Below are 18,397 nucleotides of genomic sequence, written 5' to 3' on the forward strand. Positions count from 1 at the left end.
TGGTCTTGATCCCGTCCCGAGCCCGATAGGTTCGCCCCTCCCGATCAAGGGAAGGGCAACGGCGTTGTCTTACGCCTCGATCAGCAGCACGTCGACGTTCGGCTTCTTGCCGGTCCAGCGCGTCGCGACCTTGCGCGTGGCGAGGCGGATCTGCTCGCGCAGCTTGTCGCGGTCGCGCCCGCCCTGCTTGGTCGCCGCGATCACCGCGCTGACGGTTTCCTCGAGGAACGGCTCGCGGTCTTCCTCGACCGGGATGCCCTGGATGCGGACTTGCGGCGTGCCGATCAGCCCCCGCGACCCGATCGCGACGGCAACCGAGATCTGGCCGTTGAGCGCGAGCTTGCGGCGCTCGTTGATCGTCTGGCCATCACCCGGCAAGATCACGTCGCCGTCGAGCACGAGCCGGCCGACCGGCGCATTGCCGATCTTGGTCGGCGCACCCGGCGCGAGGCGCACGATGTCGCCATTGGTCTGCACCAGCGCGCGCGGAATGCTCTCGGACAGGCCGAAGCGCGCATGCTCCATCAGGTGGCGCATTTCGCCGTGCACCGGCATCAGGATCTCGGGCTTCATCCAGCGGTACATCTGGAGCAGCTCGGGGCGACCCGGATGGCCCGACACATGGACATGCGCCTGGCGGTCGGTGATCATGATCACGCCCTTGGCGGCAAGTTGGTTCTGGATGCGACCGATCGCAACTTCGTTACCGGGGATCTGCTTCGACGAGAAGACGACGGTATCACCGCTCGCCAGTGCGATCGGGTGCTGGCCGTTGGCGACGCGTGCGAGCGCGGCGCGCTCCTCACCCTGCCCGCCCGTCGCGACGACGAGCACCTTGTCGCGCGGCAGCCGCATCGCGGCCTCGGCGTCGATCGTCTCGGGGAAGTCCTTGAGATAGCCCGTCGCGCGCGCAACCTTGAGGATCCGGTCGAGCGAACGGCCCTGGACACAGAGCGAACGGCCCGTCTCGATCGCAACCTTGCCAAGCGTGTGGAGGCGCGCGGCGTTCGACGCGAACGACGTGACCATCACGCGGCCCTTGGCCTTGCTGATCACGTCCATCAGCCCCGAGAACACGTCGCTCTCCGAGCCCGAGGCCTCGTTGTTGAAGATGTTGGTCGAGTCGCAGACCAGCGCCAGGATACCGTCCTCGCCGATCGCGGCGAGTTCGGCCGGGCTCGACGGATGGCCGATGACGGGCGCCGCATCGAGCTTCCAGTCGCCGGTGTGGAAGATCCGGCCGTAGGGCGTGTCGATCAGCAACGCGCTCGCCTCGGGAATCGAGTGCGACATCGGCACGAAGGTCACGCCGAACGGCCCCAGGTCGAACGGCGCGTTGGGCTGGATCACGCGCAGCTTGACGCGGTTGGCGTTGCCCTCTTCCTCGAGCTTGCCGCGGATCAGGCCAGCCGTGAACGGCGTCGCGTACAGCGGCACACCGAGGTCCTCGGCGAGATACGGCAGCGCACCGATGTGATCTTCATGACCATGCGTCAGGACGATGCCGACCAGATCGTCGAGGCGCTCCTCGATGAACTGCAGGTCGGGCAGGATCACGTCGATGCCGGGATATTGCGGATCGGCGAAGGTGATGCCGCAATCGACCATCAGCCACTTGCCTTCGCAGCCGTAGAGATTGACGTTCATGCCGATTTCGCCCGACCCGCCAAGGGCCAGGAAGAGAAGCTCGTTCTTTGGTTTCGTCACGTAGAATCGGTACTTTCATTTCGGCCGCGCCAAGCGCGTGCCTTCGGGTTTGCGCCTGTTAAGCGCGGAATTTCGTAAGAGTTGGGGAAGCGGGGCTCCGAAACGCGGCGCACACTCGCTGACTCTAGGTCTCTATATGGGCGCGATCCCACAGAATCGCCAGCCCCTGAATGGTAAGATCGGGTTCGACCACGTCGAACATGCTGGTGTGCTGCTCGAACAGGATCGCGAGACCGCCCGTCGCGACGACCTTGATCGGCCGCCCGACCTCGGCCTTCATCCGCGCGACGAGCCCCTCGATCATCGCCACATAGCCCCAGAAGATGCCGATCTGCATCTGGCTGACGGTGTCGCGGCCGATCACGCTGCTGGTCGCGGGCGCCTCGATCGCGATGCGCGGCAGCTTGGCGGCGGCAGTGACGAGCGCGTCGAGCGACAGATTGATCCCCGGCGCGATGATCCCGCCTTTGTACGCGCCGGTATAATCGACCACGTCGAGCGTGGTGGCGGTGCCAAAGTCGATCACGATCAGGTCGCCGGGGTGACGCGCGTGCGCCGCGATCATCGTGACGGCGCGATCGGCGCCGACGCTCTCGGGCTCGAGCACGTCGAGCGCCATACCCCATTCGACCGGCGGTTCGCCCGCGACGAGCGGCTCGGTGTTGAAATATTTCCGCGCGAGCGTCTGCAGGTTGTGGAGCGCGCGCGGGACGACGGTGGCGATGATCACGCCGCTCACCGACTGGCGGTCATAGCCCTCGAGATTGAGCAACTGGTGGAGCCACACGGCATATTCGTCGGCGGTGCGGCGCGGATCGGTCGCGATCCGCCAGCGCGCCTTGATCGCGCCTCCTTCGAGCAAGGCGAAGACGATATTGGTGTTGCCGGCATCGATCGCGAGCAGCATGGGATGAGCCTTGTCCGAACGGATGGGAAGCTAAAGCAGGAACACGTCGCCGGCGTGAATGACACGCCTGCCGCCATCCGCCAAGCGCAGGATGAGCGCGCCGTCGCCGTCGAGCCCGCCGAACAGCCCGTCGATCGCCTGGCCGTCAGGCAGCCGCGCGGTAAGCGCGGTGCCGACCGGGTGTGCTCGCTCGAGCCAGCGCGCGCGGATCGGCGCGAGCCCCTGCCCGCGCCAGATCGCGAGCCAGCGGGAGAAGGCCTCGGCGAGCGTTTCGGCGAAATCGGCAGAGTCTGGGGTTACGCCGTGCTGGGCAAGGCTGGTGGCCAGCCGATCGGTGTCCTCCGGGTGATGCGCGAGGTTGACGCCGATCCCGACGATGACCGCATCGCCGGCACGCTCGAGCAAGATGCCGGAAAGCTTGGCCCCGCCGAGGAGCAGATCGTTAGGCCACTTGATCCACATCGTCGCCCCGGCGCAGGCCGGGGCCGCTGGCGCATCGCGCGCACCGGCCGGTGCATGTCCTAACGCAGCGCCCCCGGCCTCCGCCGGGGCGACGGTATCGGTCAGATAGACGCGAACCACCTCTTCCAAGGCAATCGCAGCAACCAAAGCCAGCGTAGCCGCCGCCGGATCCCCAGCGCGCACCCGCACCACCGTCGACCCGTAGAAATTCCCGACCGGCGAGGCCCACACGCGCCCCTGCCGCCCGCGCCCGCCACTCTGCCGCTCGGCCCGCAGCCACACCCCCTCCTCGGCGCCCGCAGCGGCGAGGAGGAGCATATCGGCGTTGGTAGACCCCGTCTCGGCGACGGTCCGGATCATCGCCGTCAGAACAGCGCCTTCGCCGCGAACATCGTCGCCACGCCGAGCGGTGCGAGCAGCAGCCAGCCGACCGGCGACACGAACACCGCCGACACCGCGATCACCGCGCTCTCGACCGGCGTCGCGCGGCCCGAATAGGCCTCCGCAGGTTCATCGAAGTACATCACCTTGATGACGCGCAGATAATAGTACGCACCGATCACCGAGGCGACGAAGCCGACCACGGCCAGCGGATAGAGCCCCGCATTCACGGCTGCTGTAAACACCGCCAGCTTGGCGTTGAAGCCCAGCAACGGCGGGATACCCGCGAGCGAGAACATGAAGATCGCCATCGCCAGCGCCAGGCCCGGCCGCGCGCGCGACAGGCCAGCCAAGCTCGCCAGCGTCTCGACCGGCTCGCCCTCGGCATCCTTCATCTGCAGGACGACGACGAAGCTGCCGAGCGTCATCACGACATAGACGGTGAGGTAGAACAGCACCGACGCGACGCCCTCCTGCGTGCCGGCGGCAAGGCCGACGAGCAGGAAGCCGACATTGTTGATCGACGAATAGGCCAGCAGCCGCTTGACATTGGTCTGTCCGATCGCCGCGACCGCCCCGAAGATGATCGACGCGAGCGAGGCGAAGATCACGATCTGGCGCCACTGGTCGGTCGCCGGGCCCATCGCCTCGATCGCGACACGCACCGCGAGCGCGACCGCCGCAACCTTCGGCGCCGACGCGAAGAAGGTCGTGACAGGGGTCGGCGCGCCTTCATATACGTCGGGCGTCCACATGTGGAACGGCACCGCGCTCATCTTGAAGGCGAGGCCAGCAAAGACGAACACCAGCCCGAAGGTCAGGCCGAGCGAATGGCCCGCGCCATACGCCGTCGCGATCGACGAGAAGAGCGTCGTGCCGCTGAAGCCGTACACCAGCGAGATGCCGTACAGCAGGATGCCGCTCGCCAGTGCGCCGAGCACGAAATACTTGAGGCCCGCTTCCGCCGAGCGCGTATCGCGCCGCATGAAGCTCGCCAGCACGTACGCCGCAAGGCTCTGCAGTTCGAGACCGACATAGAGCGTCAGCAGATCGCCCGCCGACACCATCATGCCCATGCCCGCTGCCGAGAGCAGGATCAGCACTGGATATTCGGGACGCAGATCGTCACCGCGGCCTTGCGCGAAGAAGCGTGGCGCGATCAGGATCGCAACCGCCGAGGCGACGTAGATCAGCACCTTGGCGTAAGCCGCAAAGGCATCGGCGCGGTACAGCCCTTCGAACGCCGCGCCACCCTTGGACGCCGGCCCGAGCAAAGCCAGCCCGGCGCCGATCAGCACCGCGACCGAGGCCCACGACACCAGCCGCGTCGAGCCCTGCCCGCCCCAAGCGGACACCAGCATCAAAGCGATCGCACCCGCCGCAAGCACCAGCTCGGGCAGCGTCATCAACAGCGAAGCGTTCATGGCCGTGCCTCCGCATGTGCCGCGGGTGTGGCCGGAGCCTTGCCCGGCGTCGGCAGCGAGTCACCCTTGGGCGTCGCGCGTGCGATCCGTGCCTCGAGCGTCGCGACATCGCTGCGCATCGGGGCGAGGAAGCTTTCCGGATAGACGCCCATCCACAGAGCGACCGCAGCGATCGGCGCCAGCAACGCCATTTCGCGCAAGCTGATGTCCTTCATCGCACGGACGTCGTCATGAACGATCTCGCCGAAAACGACACGGCGGTAGAGGTAGAGCATGTAGGCGGCACCCAGGATGATGCCCGTCGTGCAGAGCAAGGTGGCAGTGGTGGAGACACGGTAGGTCCCGGCGAGCGAGAGGAACTCGCCGACGAAGCCGCTCGTCCCCGGCAGGCCGATCGAGGCCATCGTGAAGAACAGGAACAGCAGCGCATACCGCGGCATGTTGATCGCCAGGCCGCCATAGCGCGAGATCTCGCGGGTATGCAGCCGGTCGTAGATTACGCCGACGCACAGGAACAAAGCCGCCGAGACGAGGCCATGCGACAGCATGACGATCATCGCACCCTCGATGCCCTGCCGGTTGAAGGCGAACAGGCCGATCGTCACGATCGCCATATGCGCGACCGACGAATAAGCGATCAGCTTCTTCATGTCGGACTGCACCAGCGCGACGAGCGAGGTGTAGATCACCGCCACGGCCGACAAAGCGAGGATCAGCCAGGTCAGCTGCGCCGAGGCTTCGGGGAACATCGGCAGCGAGAAGCGCAGGAAGCCGTATCCGCCGAGCTTGAGCAACACGCCCGCCAGAATGACCGACCCTGCGGTCGGCGCCTGCACGTGCGCGTCGGGAAGCCAGGTGTGGAACGGCCACATCGGCATCTTCACCGCGAACGAGGCGAAGAAAGCAAGCCACAGCCACGTCTGCACCTGCACCGGGAAATCGGTGTTGAGCAAAGTCGGGATGTCCGAGGTGCCGGCGAAATTCACCATCCACAGCATCGCGACGAGCATCAGCAGCGAGCCGAGCAAAGTGTAGAGGAAGAATTTGTACGACGCGTAGATCCGGTTCGCCCCGCCCCAGATGCCGATGATCAGGTACATCGGGATCAGGCCGGCTTCGAAGAAGATGTAGAACAGGAACAGGTCCTGCGCCGCGAAGGTGCCAATCATCAGGACTTCGGTGATGAGGAACGCCGCCATATATTCCTGGACGCGCTTCTCGATCGCGACCCAGCTCGCGCCGATGCAGATCGGCATCAGGAAGACGCTGAGCATGACCAGCAGCAGCGCAAAGCCGTCAAGGCCGAGCTTCCAGCTGAACACGCCAAGGCTGCCGGCATTCTCGACGAACTGCCACTGCGGACCGCCGATGTCGAAGCTGGCCCACAGGCCGATCCCGAGCACGAAATCGATCAGCGTCGCGATCAGCGCGATCCAGCGTGCGCCCTGCGCACTGACGAAGAGGCACGCGACCGCCGCAAGCGCGGGGATGGCGAGCATCACGGAGAGGATGGGGAAACCGGTCATTATATCCCCGTCACCCGGGCGAAGGCCGGGGTCGCTGCGTTGGTGTGTCCGGCGTCAGCCACATTCGGCTGGCCGGCCCCGGCCTGCGGGGTCCCCAAAAAGTAATACTTTTTGGGGTGCCCCGGCGCCGGGGCGACGATGTTAAGGCGCGCGCTCATCGCGTGATCGCCCAGGTGACGGCGCCGGTCAGACCGAGCAGCATGACAAAGGCATAAGTGTAGACATATCCAGTTTGCAGCTTTCCAGCGACGCGCGAGCCTTGCGACACGACCCAAGCCGAGCCGTTGGGGCCGAGCCGATCGATCGTCTGCTCGTCACCGCGGTGCCAGAAGAAGCGGCCGATGGCGAAAGCGGGTTTGACGAAGAGCAGGTTGTAGAGCTCGTCGAAATACCATTTGTTGAGCAGGAAGTCGTAGACCGGGGCATAGGTCTCGGCGAGCTTCCGCGGCGCGTGCGGCGAGCGGATGTAGAAAATGTAGGCGCCGAGCAACCCGGTCAGCATCGCGATCGACGCCGACAGTTTCACGCCCAGCGGCACTTCGTGCATCGCGTGCATCAGATGCTCACGGAACGCGATCGCGCCGTGCCAATATTCTTCGCCCGCGCTCGGCTCGATGAAATAGCCGTGGAACACGAAGCCCGCAGCGATGGCACCGATCGACAGGATGATCAGCGGCAGCAGGATCGGGAACGGGCTCTCGTGCGGATGATAGCCGCCAGTGCCATCGCCATGCGTAGTGAACACCGGATGCGCCTGGACGACGTGACCGTGATCATGAGCATGTGGCTCGCTGCCCTGCCCTTCCTCGGCGGCTTCGCCGTGGTGCGCATGCGCCGCTGTCGTGCCGTGGTCGTCATGGCCGGCGTGCACGGCGTCATGGCCGTGGCCATGCGCGTCGTGGATCGCGTGCTGGATATGCTCGGACTGCTCCCAGCGCGGCTTGCCCCAGAAGGTCAGGAACATCAGGCGCCACGAGTAGAAGCTCGTCAGCAACGCGACGATGATCCCGACGATCGACGCGCCGTGCTGGCCCGAAGCCCAGGCCGCCTCGATGATCGCATCCTTCGAATGGAAGCCCGCAAAACCGATCGCGAGCGGGTTGCCGAACACGGCCGGGATGCCGACGCCGGTGATCGCCAGCGTGCCCATCATCATCCCCCAGAAGGTGATCGGGATCGATTTCCGCAGGCCGCCATAATAGCGCATGTCCTGCTCGTGATGCATCGAATGGATCACCGAACCCGCACCGAGGAACAGCAACGCCTTGAAGAAAGCGTGCGTGAAGAGGTGGAACATCGCAGCGCCATACGCACCACAGCCAGCGGCGAAGAACATATAGCCGAGCTGCGAGCAGGTCGAATAGGCGATCACGCGCTTGATGTCGGTCTGCACCAGCCCGACCGTCGCCGCGAACAGGCAGGTCGCGGCACCCACCGTCATCACGACGGTCAGCGCGAACGGCGAGGTCTCGAACATCGGCGACAGGCGGCACACCATGAACACGCCCGCGGTGACCATCGTCGCCGCGTGGATCAGCGCCGACACCGGGGTCGGGCCTTCCATCGCGTCGGGCAGCCAGGTGTGGAGCCCGAGCTGCGCCGACTTGCCCATCGCGCCGACGAACAGCAGCAGGCAGAGCACCGTCATCGTATCGAAGCGGCCGCCGAAGAAGCCGATCGTCGACCCGGCCATCCCGGGCGCAAGCCGCAGGATCTCGGGAATCGAGACGGTGTTGAACACCAGGTACGTGCCGAAGATGCCGAGCATGAAGCCGAGATCGCCGACGCGGTTGACGACAAACGCCTTGATCGCCGCGGCATTGGCGCTGGGCTTGCGGAACCAGAAACCGATCAGGAGGTACGATGCGAGACCGACGCCTTCCCAGCCGAAGAACATCTGGACGAGGTTGTCCGCGGTCACGAGCATCAGCATCGCGAAGGTGAACAGCGACAGATACGCGAAGAAGCGCGGCTGGTCCGGGTCCTCCTCCATATAGCCCCAGCTATACAGATGCACGAGCGCCGAGACCGACGTGACGACGACGAGCATCACCGCGGTCAGCGCGTCGACGCGCAGCGACCAGTCTACCGCCAAGTCGCCCGAATGGATCCAGTCGAGCACCGGCGTGACCGTCGCTTCGCCACCACCGAGGTAGTGGATGAAGATCGGCCAGCTTAAAGCGCACGACGCGAACAGCGCACCGGTCGTTACGACCTTCGGCAGGATCGCGCCGAAGCTCTTGTTCGCGAAGCCCGCGACGATCGCCGCGAGCAGCGGCAGGAAGACGATGAAGAGGATCACGAAATTTACCCCTGCATCCGGTTGGCGTCGTCGACCGAGATCGTCCCGCGGCTACGGAAATAGATGACGAGAATGGCGAGCCCGATCGCGGCCTCACCCGCCGCGACGGTCAGCACGAACATCGCGAACACCTGGCCGACGAGATCGTGGAGATACCCCGAGAAGGCGACGAAGTTGAGGTTTACCGCGAGCAGGATCAGCTCGACCGCCATCAGCATGACGATGAGGTTCTTGCGGTTGGCGATGATGCCGAGCACGCCGAGCGCGAACAGGATCGCGCCGACCACGAGATAATGGCCGAGACCAATCACAGCTCAATTCCCTTGCCGACGGTAGGTTGCGTGTTGCGCGTGGCATCCTGCGGACGCCGCGCGTTCTGGCGGCTGACATTCTGCGCGCGCGCGCCCTTGCGCTCGCGGTGCGTCAGCACGATCGCGCCGATCATCGCGACGAGCAGCACGAGCCCCGCCCCCTCGAACACGAACAGGTAACGCGTGTAGAGCAGCATCCCGAGCGCCTCGATGTTCGGCAGCGTGTCGGGCGTCGGCGCGGCGCGGCGCGCGAGCTCGATCTTGCCGGCGCTCCAGGCACCGAACGCGACCATGATCTCGGCGGCGAGACCGACCGCGAACACCGCGCCGATCGCCGCATATTTGGCGAAACCGGCGCGCAGCTCGGCAAAGTCGATGTTGAGCATCATCACGACGAACAAGAACAGCACCGCGACCGCGCCGACATAGACGATGACGAGCAGCATCGCGATGAACTCGGCGCCGACCAGGACCATGAGGCCGGCAGCGTTGAAGAAGGCCAGGATCAGCCACAGCACGGCGTGCACCGGATTGCGCGCGGTGATGGTCAGCGCGGCGGACGCGATGACCAGACCAGCGAACAGGTAAAAGGCGATTGCTTGGATCACGGAATCAGTGGGCCCCTCTAAGTCGCGTGGCGCTTAACGGTACGGTGCATCGGCGGCAAGGTTCGCCGCGATGGCGCTTTCCCAGCGGTCGCCGTTGGCGAGCAGTTTCGCCTTGTCGTAGATCAGCTCTTCGCGCGTTTCGGTCGCATATTCGAAGTTCGGGCCTTCGACGACGGCGTCGACCGGGCAGGCTTCCTGGCACAGGCCGCAGAAGATGCACTTGGTCATGTCGATGTCGTAGCGCGTCGTGCGGCGGCTGCCGTCGTCGCGCGGCTCGGCCTCGATCGTGATCGCCTGTGCCGGGCACACCGCCTCGCACAGCTTGCACGCGATGCAGCGTTCCTCGCCGTTCGGATAGCGCCGCAGCACGTGCTCGCCACGGAAACGCGGCGAGATCGGGTTCTTCTCGAACGGATAGTTGATCGTCGCCTTGGCCTTGAAGAAATATTTCAAGGTCAGCGTGTGCGCCTTGAGAAATTCCCAGAGCGTGTACGACTTGATGATCTGCCCGATGTTCACGAGCGCTTCTCCGTCTGGTTCGCGGACGCGGTCTGGCACACGCCATCGGTGGGATAGCGCTGACGACCATCGTCATAGAGATATTGCTTGGAATAGACCCGGTCCTGCGGGGCGCACTCGGTGCCGACGCGGGTGAGCATCAACACGCCCGAGACGAGGAACACCCAGAACAGCGACAGCGGCAAGAAGATCTTCCAGCCCAGCCGCATCAGCTGGTCGTAGCGGTACCGCGGCACGGTCGCCTTCACCCAGCTGAACAGGAAGAAGAACACCAGCATCTTGAGGAAGAGCCAGATGATCCCCGGGACCATGTACAGGATCGGGATGTCGAGCGGCGGCAGATAGCCACCCCAGAACAACGTCGCGTTGAGCGTGCACATCAGGATGACGTTGGCATATTCGCCAAGCCAGTAGAGCGCGAACGACATCGACGAATATTCGGTCTGGTAGCCGGCGACGAGCTCGCTCTCCGCCTCGGTCAGATCGAACGGTGCGCGCTGCGTCTCGGCGAGCGACGAGATGAAGAACACCACCGCCATCGGGAAGAGCAGCGGGTTGATGAAGAAGCCGTTGATCAGGCCGAAGCCCATGCCCTTCTGCGCCTGAACGATGTTCGTCAGGTTGAAGCTGCCGGTCCACAGCACGATCGAGATCAGCACGAAGCCGATCGCGACTTCATACGACACCATCTGCGCCGCAGCGCGGATCGCCGAGTAGAACGGATATTTCGAGTTGGACGACCAGCCGGCGAGGATGATGCCGTACACACCGAGCGACGAAGCCGCGAGCACGTAGAGCAGACCGACATTGATATCGGCGATCGCCGCGCGCGCATCGAACGGCACCACCGCCCACACGATCAACGCCACCGTGAAGGTGATGATCGGCGCGAGCAGGAACAGCACCTTGTTCGACGCGGACGGGATGATGGTTTCCTGCAGGAACACCTTCAGACCGTCGGCGAACGACTGGAGCAGGCCGAACGGCCCGACCACGTTGGGGCCGCGACGCAGCGCCATCGACGCCCAGATCTTGCGATCGGCATAGATGATCATCGCGACCGACAGCATCAGCGGCAGCGCGACGAGCAGGATGTCCATCAGCGTGGCGGCGAACCACGCCCAACCATAGTCCCAGCCGAAGCGATAGGTGAAGAAGGAGGTCATTCCGCCGCCTCCGCAAAGTCGACACCGTGGACGAGCTCGGACGAGCAGCGCTGCATCGTCGGGCTCGCGCGGCAGATGGCGTTGGTCAAGTAGAAGTCCTGGATCGGATAGCCGGTGATCTCGCCGGTCGCGCTTGCGTCGAGCGCAGGCGGTGCCCAGTCGAAGCTGGCGAGCCCAAGCGTAGCCAAAGCCGGCGTATCGAGCGCCATATTGGCACGCAATTCGTCGAGCGTATCGAACGGGAGCGTCCTGCCGAGCACCGCCGAGAGCGCGCGGAAGATCGTCCAGTCGTCGCGCGCGTCGCCGGGCGGGAACACAGCCCGCTCGCCGCGCTGAACGCGACCTTCGAGGTTAACGTAAGTGCCCGACTTCTCGGCATAGCTCGCGCCTGGCAGGATCACGTCGGCAGCCGCAGCGCCCTTGTCGCCGTGGTGGCCGACATAGACCTTGAAGCTGCCAGCGAATTTGCTGAAATCGACTTCGTCGGCGCCGAGGAAGAATGCGAGCTTGGGCGCCGCCGCGACGAGGTCGGCGATGCCGCCCTTCTGCGCGAAGCCGAGCATCAGACCACCCATCCGGCTCGCCGCCATATGAACGACGTTGAAGCCGTTCCACGCATCCTTGACGAGGCCAAGCGGCGAAACCAGCGCGAGCGCGGCGCCGAGCGCCTTGAGCCCCGCCCCGCCGACGATCACCATCGGACGCTCGGCCGAAGCGAAGGTCTCGGTGACGGCTTCCGGCAGGTTGCCGAGCAGCGCCAGGTCGGCGCCGAGCCATTCGACCTTGTAGGTCAGCTCGGTTTCCGGCCCGATCGCGAAGACCTTCGCGCCCTTCTTGATCGCCTTGCGGATCCGCGTGTTCACCAGCGGCGCTTCCCAGCGCAAATTGCTGCCGACGAGCAGGATCACGTCGGCCTTTTCGGTGCCGGCGATCGTCGTGTTGAAATTGACCGCGGCGAGGCTCGACGTGTCGTAATCCATGCCGGTCTGGCGGCCTTCGAGCAGGGTCGAGCCCATGCTCGCGAGCAGCGCCTTGGCGGCATACATCGTCTCGGCGTCGACCAGATCACCCGCGACTGCGGCTACGCTAGACCCCGCATCGACCGCGGCGATGGCAGCGAACGCTTCGTCCCACGTCGCCTTGGTGAGACGGCCGTCCTTGCGGATGTACGGCGTGTCGAGGCGCTTGCGCACCAGGCCGTCGACGGCGTGGCGAGTCTTGTCGCTCGCCCACTCCTCGTTCACGTCCTCGTTGATCCGCGGCACGGCGCGCAGCACCTGGCGACCGCGGCTGTCGAGCCGGATGTTGGTGCCGACCGCGTCCATCACGTCGATCGTCAGCGTCTTCTTGAGCTCCCACGGACGCGCCTCGAAAGCGTAAGGCTTCGAGGTCAGCGCGCCGACCGGGCACAGATCGACGACATTGCCCGAAAGCTCGCTCGTGACCGCGCCTTCGAGGTACGACACGATCTGCATGTCCTCGCCGCGACCGATCGCGCCGATTTCCTCGACGCCGGCGACTTCCTCGGCAAAGCGAATGCAGCGCGTGCACTGGATGCAGCGCGTCATCACCGTCTTGACGATCGGCCCCATATATTTCTCGGTGACCGCGCGCTTGTTCTCGTCATAGCGCGAGTGGCCGCGGCCGTAAGCGAGGCTCTGGTCCTGCAGGTCGCATTCGCCACCCTGGTCGCAGATCGGGCAATCGAGCGGATGGTTGATGAGGAGGAACTCCATCACCCCTTCACGCGCCTGCTTGACCATCGGCGAGTTGGTGAAGATCTCCTGCTTGTCCGCCGCCGGCAGCGCGCACGACGCTTGCGGCTTGGGCGGGCCGGGCTTCACCTCGACCAGGCACATCCGGCAATTGCCGGCGATGCTCAGGCGCTCATGATAGCAGAAGCGCGGGATTTCCTTGCCGGCGATCTCGCACGCCTGGAGCACGGTGGCACCAGCGGGCACTTCGACTTCGACGCCATCGACTTTGACAATAGGCATTATTCAGCCGCTTCCATCATCGGCGAGAGACCACCACCGCGCTTTTCCGTAATCCGCCGCTCCATCTCGGGGCGGAAGTGCTTGATCAGGCCCTGGATCGGCCACGCCGCGGCATCGCCGAGCGCACAGATCGTGTGGCCTTCGACCTGCTTGGTCACTTGATACAGCGTGTCGATCTCGGAGATGTCGGCGTCGCCAGTGCGCATCCGCTCCATCACGCGCCACATCCAGCCGGTGCCCTCGCGGCACGGCGTGCACTGGCCGCAGCTCTCATGCTTGTAGAAGTACGAGAGGCGGCTGATCGCGCGGACGATGTCGGTCGACTTGTCCATCACGATGATCGCCGCGGTGCCGAGCCCCGAGCCGACCTTCTTGAGGCCGTCGAAGTCCATCGGGCAGTCCATGATCTCGGCCGCCGGAACGAGCGGCACCGAGGAGCCGCCGGGGATGACCGCGAGCAAATTGTCCCAGCCGCCGCGAATCCCGCCGCAATGCGTCTCGATCAGCTCGCGGAAGGTGATCGACATCGCCTCTTCGACGACGCACGGCTTGTTCACATGGCCGCTGATCTGGAACAGCTTGGTGCCGCGGTTGTTCTCCGCGCCGAAGCTGGCGAACCACTCCGGCGAGCGGCGCAGGATCGTCGGGACGACCGCGATCGACTCGACATTGTTGACTGTCGTCGGGCAGCCGTAGAGCCCCGCCCCTGCCGGGAACGGCGGCTTCAGGCGCGGCTGGCCCTTCTTGCCCTCGAGGCTCTCGAGCATCGCAGTCTCTTCGCCGCAAATATAGGCACCGGCGCCGCGATGGCAGAACACGTCGAAATCGTAGCCCGACCCGCAAGCGTTCTTGCCGATTAAGCCCTTGTCATACGCCTCGGCAATCGCCGCGAAGAGCACTTCGGCCTCGCGGATATATTCGCCGCGAATGTAGATGTAGGCCGCACGCGCGCGCATCGCGAACCCCGCGATCAGCGCGCCCTCGATCAGCTTGTGCGGATCGTGACGGATGATCTCGCGATCCTTGCACGAACCCGGCTCGGATTCGTCGGCGTTGATCACCAGGAAGTTCGGGCGATCGGCCTTTGGCTCCTTGGGCATGAACGACCATTTGGTGCCGGTCGGGAAGCCAGCGCCGCCACGGCCGCGCAGGCCCGATGCCTTGACCGCGTCGATCAGCGCATCCTGCCCGAGCGCCATAAGGCCCTTGGTGTTGTCCCAATCACCACGCTTGATCGCGGCGTCGATGTTCCACGGCTGGAAACCGTAGACGTTGGTGAAGATGCGATCCTTGTCGGCGAGCATCAGGCCCACTCCTCGCGATAATCGTGGTTTTCATCGACCATTGCGGTGAGCGAGGTCGGCCCGCCCGCCGGGCAGCTGTCGCGACGCCCGGTCTGCGAGCCCGGCGTCACCGTCCCGCCCGTGGCGAGTGCCTCGAGGATCGCCGTGGTCTTGTCGTAATCCAGGTCTTCGAAATTGTCGTCGTTGATCTGGACCATCGGCGCGTTGGCGCAGGCACCGAGGCACTCGACCTCGGTGAGCGTGAACATGCCGTCGGGCGTGGTGCGGCCCTTGATCAGACCCTTGTTCTTGCATGCCGAGAGCACGTCGTCGCTGCCGCCGAGCAGGCACGGCGTCGTGCCGCAGACCTGGACGTGATAGCGGCCCACCGGCGCCATGTTGAACATCGTATAGAAGCTGACGACTTCGTAGACGCGCATGTACGGCACGCCGATCTGGCGCGCGACGAACTCGATCACCGGAACCGGCAGCCAGCCTTGCGTCTGCGTCTCGGCGCCGACCTGGCGCTGCGCGAGATCGAGCAACGGCAGCGAAGCGGATTGCTCGCGCCCCTTGGGATAGCGACCGAGGATCTCGTTCGCTTTCTTCTGGTTTTCTTCGGTCCAGGCGAACGCGCCCCAGCGCGCGCGGGTCTCGGCTTCGTCGGGGATCTTGGGGGCTTCAGCCATTAGCGGTCACATTCACCAAAAACGATGTCCATCGCACCGAGGATCGCGGTCGTGTCGGCGAGCATGTGGCCCTTCGACATGAAGTCCATCGCCTGCAGATGCGAGAAGGCGGTCGGCCGGATCTTGCAGCGATACGGCTTGTTGGTGCCGTCGGCGACGAGATACACGCCGAACTCGCCCTTGGGGCTTTCGGTCGCGACATAGACGTCGCCGGCCGGCACGTGGAAGCCCTCGGTATAGAGCTTGAAGTGGTGGATCAGCGCCTCCATCGAGCGCTTCATCTCGGCGCGCTTGGGCGGCACGACCTTGCGGTCGAGCGACGCGATCGGTCCCTCGGGCATCTCGTTGAGGCACTGCTTCATGATCCGCGCCGACTGGCGGACTTCCTCGACGCGCACCATGAACCGGTCATAGCAATCGCCGCGCGTGCCGACCGGCACGTCGAAGTCCATCCGGTCGTAGACGTCGTACGGCTGCGACTTGCGCAGATCCCAGGCGATGCCCGAGCCGCGGATCATCGGACCCGAGAAGCCCCACTTGATCGCATCGTCGCGGCTGACCGTCGCGATATCGACGTTGCGCTGCTTGAAGATGCGGTTGTCGGCGACGAGCGAGATCGCATCCTCGAACAAACGCGGCAGGCGCGTGTCGAGCCAGTCGGCGATGTCGGTCAGCAGCTTGAGCGGCGCATCCTGGTGGACGCCGCCCGGACGGAAGTACGCGCTGTGCATGCGCGCGCCCGAGACGCGCTCGAAGAAGTTCATGCAGTCTTCGCGGATCTCGAACAGCCACAGGTTCGGCGTCATCGCGCCGACGTCCATGACGTGCGAACCGAGGTTGAGCATGTGGTTCGAGATGCGCGTCAGTTCGGCGAACAGCACGCGCAGATATTGCGCGCGAAGCGGCACTTCGAGATCGAGCAATTTCTCGACCGCGAGCACATAGCTATGCTCCATGCACAGCGGAGAGCAGTAATCGAGGCGATCGAAATACGGCAGCGCCTGCATGTAGGTCTTGTACTCGATCAGCTTCTCGGTGCCGCGGTGCAGCAGACCGACATGCGGATCGACACGCTCGATGATCTCGCCGTCGAGCTCCATCACCAGGCGCAGCACGCCGTGCGCCGCGGGATGCTGCGGACCGAAGTTGATCGTGTAGTTCTGAATCTCAACGTCGCCGACCTCGGGGTCTTCGCCGTCGAAACGCTTTTCGAGCTGGTCGAGATACTCTGTCACTGGTTCTGCCCCTTGGGGGAGGGAACGACGTCGGGATCGGCAGGCTTCTCGCCGGCACTCGGACCGGGCTTGCCGGCGCCCGATTGCGCGGTGCTTTCGGTCGTCTTCGGGTCGCTCGGCGCGGCCTTGGCCGACACGTTGGCGTCGGCCTTGACGATCTCGTCGGCCTTGAGCGGAGTCGGCGCGCCCTTCTCTTCGGGCAGCTTAGCCTTCTCGTCGCCCGGAAGGACGTATTCGGCGCCTTCCCACGGGCTCATGAAGTCGAACGTCCGGAAATCCTGCGCAAGCTGGACAGGCTCGTACACGACGCGCTTGGCCTCTTCCGAATAGCGCAGTTCGACATAGCCGCTCAGCGGGAAGTCCTTGCGCTGCGGATGACCGCGAAAGCCGTAGTCGGTGAGGATGCGCCGCAGATCGGCATTGCCCGAGAAGAGCACGCCGTACATGTCGTAGACTTCGCGCTCGAGCCAGCCGGCGACCGGCCAGATGCCCGTCACCGATGGTACCGGCTTCTCGTCATCGGTCTGCACATGCACGCGGATGCGATGATTGCGCGTCAACGATAGCAGGCAATAGACGACTTCGAAGCGATCGACCCCGCGATCGGGATAATCGACGCCGGCAATTTCCATCAGCTGCTGATATTCGAGACCGGGCGTATCGCGCAGCGCGACCATTGTGTCGACCAGCGAGGCGCGATCGACGTGCAGCGCGACTTCGCCGACGGCGTCGAGCGAATGCAGCAGACGGCCACCGAGTGCCGCCGAAGCAGCCTCGATCACGCCATCATTGGCGACATAGGCAGGTGCAGGCGCCCTCATCTCTCAATCGTCCCAACGCGGCGAATCTTCCGCTGGAGCTGCATGATGCCGTAGAGCAGCGCCTCGGCAGTCGGCGGGCAGCCCGGCACGTAGATGTCGACCGGAACGATCCGGTCGCAGCCACGAACGACCGAGTAGCTATAGTGGTAATAGCCGCCGCCATTGGCGCACGACCCCATCGAGATGACGTATTTCGGCTCCGACATCTGGTCGTAGACCTTGCGCAGCGCCGGGGCCATCTTGTTGCACAGCGTGCCGGCGACGATCATCACGTCCGACTGGCGCGGCGACGCGCGCGGTGCGGCGCCAAAGCGCTCGAGATCGTAACGCGGCATGTTGACGTGGATCATTTCGACCGCGCAGCACGCCAGACCGAACGTCATCCACCACAGCGAGCCAGTGCGCGCCCAGTGAAACAGATCCTCGGTCGAGGTGACGAGGAAACCCTTGTCGCCGAGTTCGCCATTCAGATCGTTGAAGAACGCCTGATCGGGCTGGATGATGTCGCTGCCGCTCGGCTGCCGCAGCAGTTCGACGGGGCCCGAGTGACCGGGCAGGCTTGGTGCTACTCCCATTCGAGCGCTCCCTTCTTCCATGCATAGACGAGGCCGAGCGCGAGTTCGACGATGAACAGCATCATCGAGCCCCAGGCGACCCAACCGAGTTTGAAGACCGATACGGCCCAGGGATAGAGAAACGCCGCTTCCAGATCGAAGATGATGAACAGGATGGCGACGAGGTAGAAGCGCACGTCGAACTGGCTGCGCGGATCCTCGAATGCGGGGAAGCCGCACTCATATTCGCTGAGCTTTTCGGCGGTAGGCTTGTGCGCGCCGGTAAAGCGTGCCGCCAGAATCGGCAGGAACACGAAGGCGCTCGACAGCACCAGGGCTACGCCCAGGAACAGCAGAATCGGGAGATATTGCGACAGGTCGAGCATGATCAGCCTTGGGTGCTTCTCGCATGTGCGAACGGATGCCCGGGGCTTTAGGACGATGCCCCGGAGCGAGCAAGGCTTAGAGGCGTGAGAATGAATCGCAACAAGCCCGGCGAAGCGTC

17 protein-coding genes are annotated in these 18,397 nt (G+C 64.8%); all 17 read right to left on the reverse strand.

The window, feature by feature from the left end; all coding sequences use genetic code 11:
• Positions 1 to 69: 69 nt before the first annotated feature.
• On the reverse strand, positions 70 to 1,707 hold the full coding sequence (locus IE187_RS04300; RefSeq protein ID WP_133189348.1) for a ribonuclease J: 1,638 nt from the start codon (positions 1,705 to 1,707) through the stop codon (positions 70 to 72).
• Between the two features lie 124 nt (positions 1,708 to 1,831).
• Positions 1,832 to 2,614: a type III pantothenate kinase gene (locus IE187_RS04305; RefSeq protein ID WP_189675230.1), complete on the reverse strand. Its 783-nt coding sequence runs from the start codon at positions 2,612 to 2,614 to the stop codon at positions 1,832 to 1,834.
• 30 nt (positions 2,615 to 2,644) lie between these two features.
• Positions 2,645 to 3,436, reverse strand: a complete 792-nt coding sequence (locus tag IE187_RS04310; protein WP_189675231.1) for a biotin--[acetyl-CoA-carboxylase] ligase — start codon at positions 3,434 to 3,436, stop codon at positions 2,645 to 2,647.
• Between the two features lie 5 nt (positions 3,437 to 3,441).
• The gene (gene nuoN, locus IE187_RS04315; RefSeq protein WP_189675232.1) at positions 3,442 to 4,881 is read right to left on the reverse strand and encodes an NADH-quinone oxidoreductase subunit NuoN; all 1,440 of its coding nucleotides are present in this window, start codon (positions 4,879 to 4,881) and stop codon (positions 3,442 to 3,444) included.
• Positions 4,878 to 6,407, reverse strand: coding sequence for an NADH-quinone oxidoreductase subunit M (locus IE187_RS04320; RefSeq protein WP_189675233.1), 1,530 nt, complete (start codon positions 6,405 to 6,407; stop codon positions 4,878 to 4,880). Before IE187_RS04320 ends, nuoN begins: the two co-directional genes overlap by 4 nt.
• A gap of 154 nt (positions 6,408 to 6,561) precedes the next feature.
• On the reverse strand, positions 6,562 to 8,709 hold the full coding sequence (gene nuoL / locus IE187_RS04325) for an NADH-quinone oxidoreductase subunit L (RefSeq protein ID WP_189675234.1): 2,148 nt from the start codon (positions 8,707 to 8,709) through the stop codon (positions 6,562 to 6,564).
• Between the two features lie 5 nt (positions 8,710 to 8,714).
• Entirely contained in the window at positions 8,715 to 9,020 is a 306-nt protein-coding gene (nuoK, locus tag IE187_RS04330; RefSeq protein ID WP_010187224.1) for an NADH-quinone oxidoreductase subunit NuoK, read from the reverse strand.
• A complete protein-coding gene (locus tag IE187_RS04335) occupies positions 9,017 to 9,628 on the reverse strand; it encodes an NADH-quinone oxidoreductase subunit J (RefSeq protein ID WP_133189363.1) in 612 nt (203 codons plus the stop codon). Before IE187_RS04335 ends, nuoK begins: the two co-directional genes overlap by 4 nt.
• Before the next feature lie 33 nt (positions 9,629 to 9,661).
• Positions 9,662 to 10,147 (reverse strand): NADH-quinone oxidoreductase subunit NuoI, encoded by a 486-nt coding sequence (gene nuoI / locus IE187_RS04340; protein WP_133189365.1) that lies wholly within the window; start codon positions 10,145 to 10,147, stop codon positions 9,662 to 9,664.
• Positions 10,144 to 11,313 (reverse strand): NADH-quinone oxidoreductase subunit NuoH, encoded by a 1,170-nt coding sequence (nuoH, locus tag IE187_RS04345; RefSeq protein WP_189675235.1) that lies wholly within the window; start codon positions 11,311 to 11,313, stop codon positions 10,144 to 10,146. The genes nuoI and nuoH overlap by 4 nt, the downstream gene beginning before the upstream one ends.
• Positions 11,310 to 13,310 (reverse strand): NADH-quinone oxidoreductase subunit NuoG, encoded by a 2,001-nt coding sequence (gene nuoG / locus IE187_RS04350; protein WP_189675236.1) that lies wholly within the window; start codon positions 13,308 to 13,310, stop codon positions 11,310 to 11,312. The genes nuoH and nuoG overlap by 4 nt, the downstream gene beginning before the upstream one ends.
• Positions 13,310 to 14,614, reverse strand: coding sequence for an NADH-quinone oxidoreductase subunit NuoF (gene nuoF / locus IE187_RS04355; protein ID WP_189675237.1), 1,305 nt, complete (start codon positions 14,612 to 14,614; stop codon positions 13,310 to 13,312). The genes nuoG and nuoF overlap by 1 nt, the downstream gene beginning before the upstream one ends.
• Positions 14,614 to 15,282, reverse strand: a complete 669-nt coding sequence (locus IE187_RS04360) for a complex I 24 kDa subunit family protein (RefSeq protein WP_189675238.1) — start codon at positions 15,280 to 15,282, stop codon at positions 14,614 to 14,616. Before IE187_RS04360 ends, nuoF begins: the two co-directional genes overlap by 1 nt.
• Positions 15,282 to 16,517 carry an NADH-quinone oxidoreductase subunit D gene (locus IE187_RS04365; RefSeq protein ID WP_133189376.1) on the reverse strand — a complete coding sequence of 412 codons (1,236 nt, stop codon included), beginning with the start codon at positions 16,515 to 16,517 and terminating at the stop codon, positions 15,282 to 15,284. The genes IE187_RS04360 and IE187_RS04365 overlap by 1 nt, the downstream gene beginning before the upstream one ends.
• Complete coding sequence (locus IE187_RS04370) at positions 16,514 to 17,338, reverse strand: NADH-quinone oxidoreductase subunit C (RefSeq protein ID WP_189675239.1); 825 nt, start codon at positions 17,336 to 17,338, stop codon at positions 16,514 to 16,516. Before IE187_RS04370 ends, IE187_RS04365 begins: the two co-directional genes overlap by 4 nt.
• Positions 17,335 to 17,913, reverse strand: coding sequence for a NuoB/complex I 20 kDa subunit family protein (locus IE187_RS04375; protein ID WP_229839220.1), 579 nt, complete (start codon positions 17,911 to 17,913; stop codon positions 17,335 to 17,337). The genes IE187_RS04370 and IE187_RS04375 overlap by 4 nt, the downstream gene beginning before the upstream one ends.
• Entirely contained in the window at positions 17,904 to 18,278 is a 375-nt protein-coding gene (ndhC, locus tag IE187_RS04380) for an NADH-quinone oxidoreductase subunit A (RefSeq protein ID WP_133189380.1), read from the reverse strand. Before ndhC ends, IE187_RS04375 begins: the two co-directional genes overlap by 10 nt.
• Between the last annotated feature and the right edge of the window lie 119 nt (positions 18,279 to 18,397).

The sequence above is a fragment of the Sphingomonas glacialis genome, assembly GCF_014653575.1.
GTDB lineage: Bacteria > Pseudomonadota > Alphaproteobacteria > Sphingomonadales > Sphingomonadaceae > Sphingomonas > Sphingomonas glacialis.

Excerpts from the sequence above, each read along its gene's own strand:
- IE187_RS04310 (WP_189675231.1), bottom strand. The coding sequence starts at position 3,436 with ATGATCCGGACCGTCGCCGAGACGGGGTCTACCAACGCCGATATGCTC.
- IE187_RS04320 (WP_189675233.1), bottom strand. The coding sequence starts at position 6,407 with ATGACCGGTTTCCCCATCCTCTCCGTGATGCTCGCCATCCCCGCGCTT.
- IE187_RS04360 (WP_189675238.1), bottom strand. The coding sequence starts at position 15,282 with ATGGCTGAAGCCCCCAAGATCCCCGACGAAGCCGAGACCCGCGCGCGC.
- IE187_RS04370 (WP_189675239.1), bottom strand. The coding sequence starts at position 17,338 with ATGAGGGCGCCTGCACCTGCCTATGTCGCCAATGATGGCGTGATCGAG.
- nuoH (WP_189675235.1), bottom strand. The coding sequence starts at position 11,313 with ATGACCTCCTTCTTCACCTATCGCTTCGGCTGGGACTATGGTTGGGCG.
- nuoN (WP_189675232.1), bottom strand. The coding sequence starts at position 4,881 with ATGAACGCTTCGCTGTTGATGACGCTGCCCGAGCTGGTGCTTGCGGCG.
- nuoF (WP_189675237.1), bottom strand. The coding sequence starts at position 14,614 with ATGCTCGCCGACAAGGATCGCATCTTCACCAACGTCTACGGTTTCCAG.
- ndhC (WP_133189380.1), bottom strand. The coding sequence starts at position 18,278 with ATGCTCGACCTGTCGCAATATCTCCCGATTCTGCTGTTCCTGGGCGTA.
- nuoG (WP_189675236.1), bottom strand. The coding sequence starts at position 13,310 with ATGCCTATTGTCAAAGTCGATGGCGTCGAAGTCGAAGTGCCCGCTGGT.
- IE187_RS04305 (WP_189675230.1), bottom strand. The coding sequence starts at position 2,614 with ATGCTGCTCGCGATCGATGCCGGCAACACCAATATCGTCTTCGCCTTG.
- IE187_RS04375 (WP_229839220.1), bottom strand. The coding sequence starts at position 17,913 with ATGGGAGTAGCACCAAGCCTGCCCGGTCACTCGGGCCCCGTCGAACTG.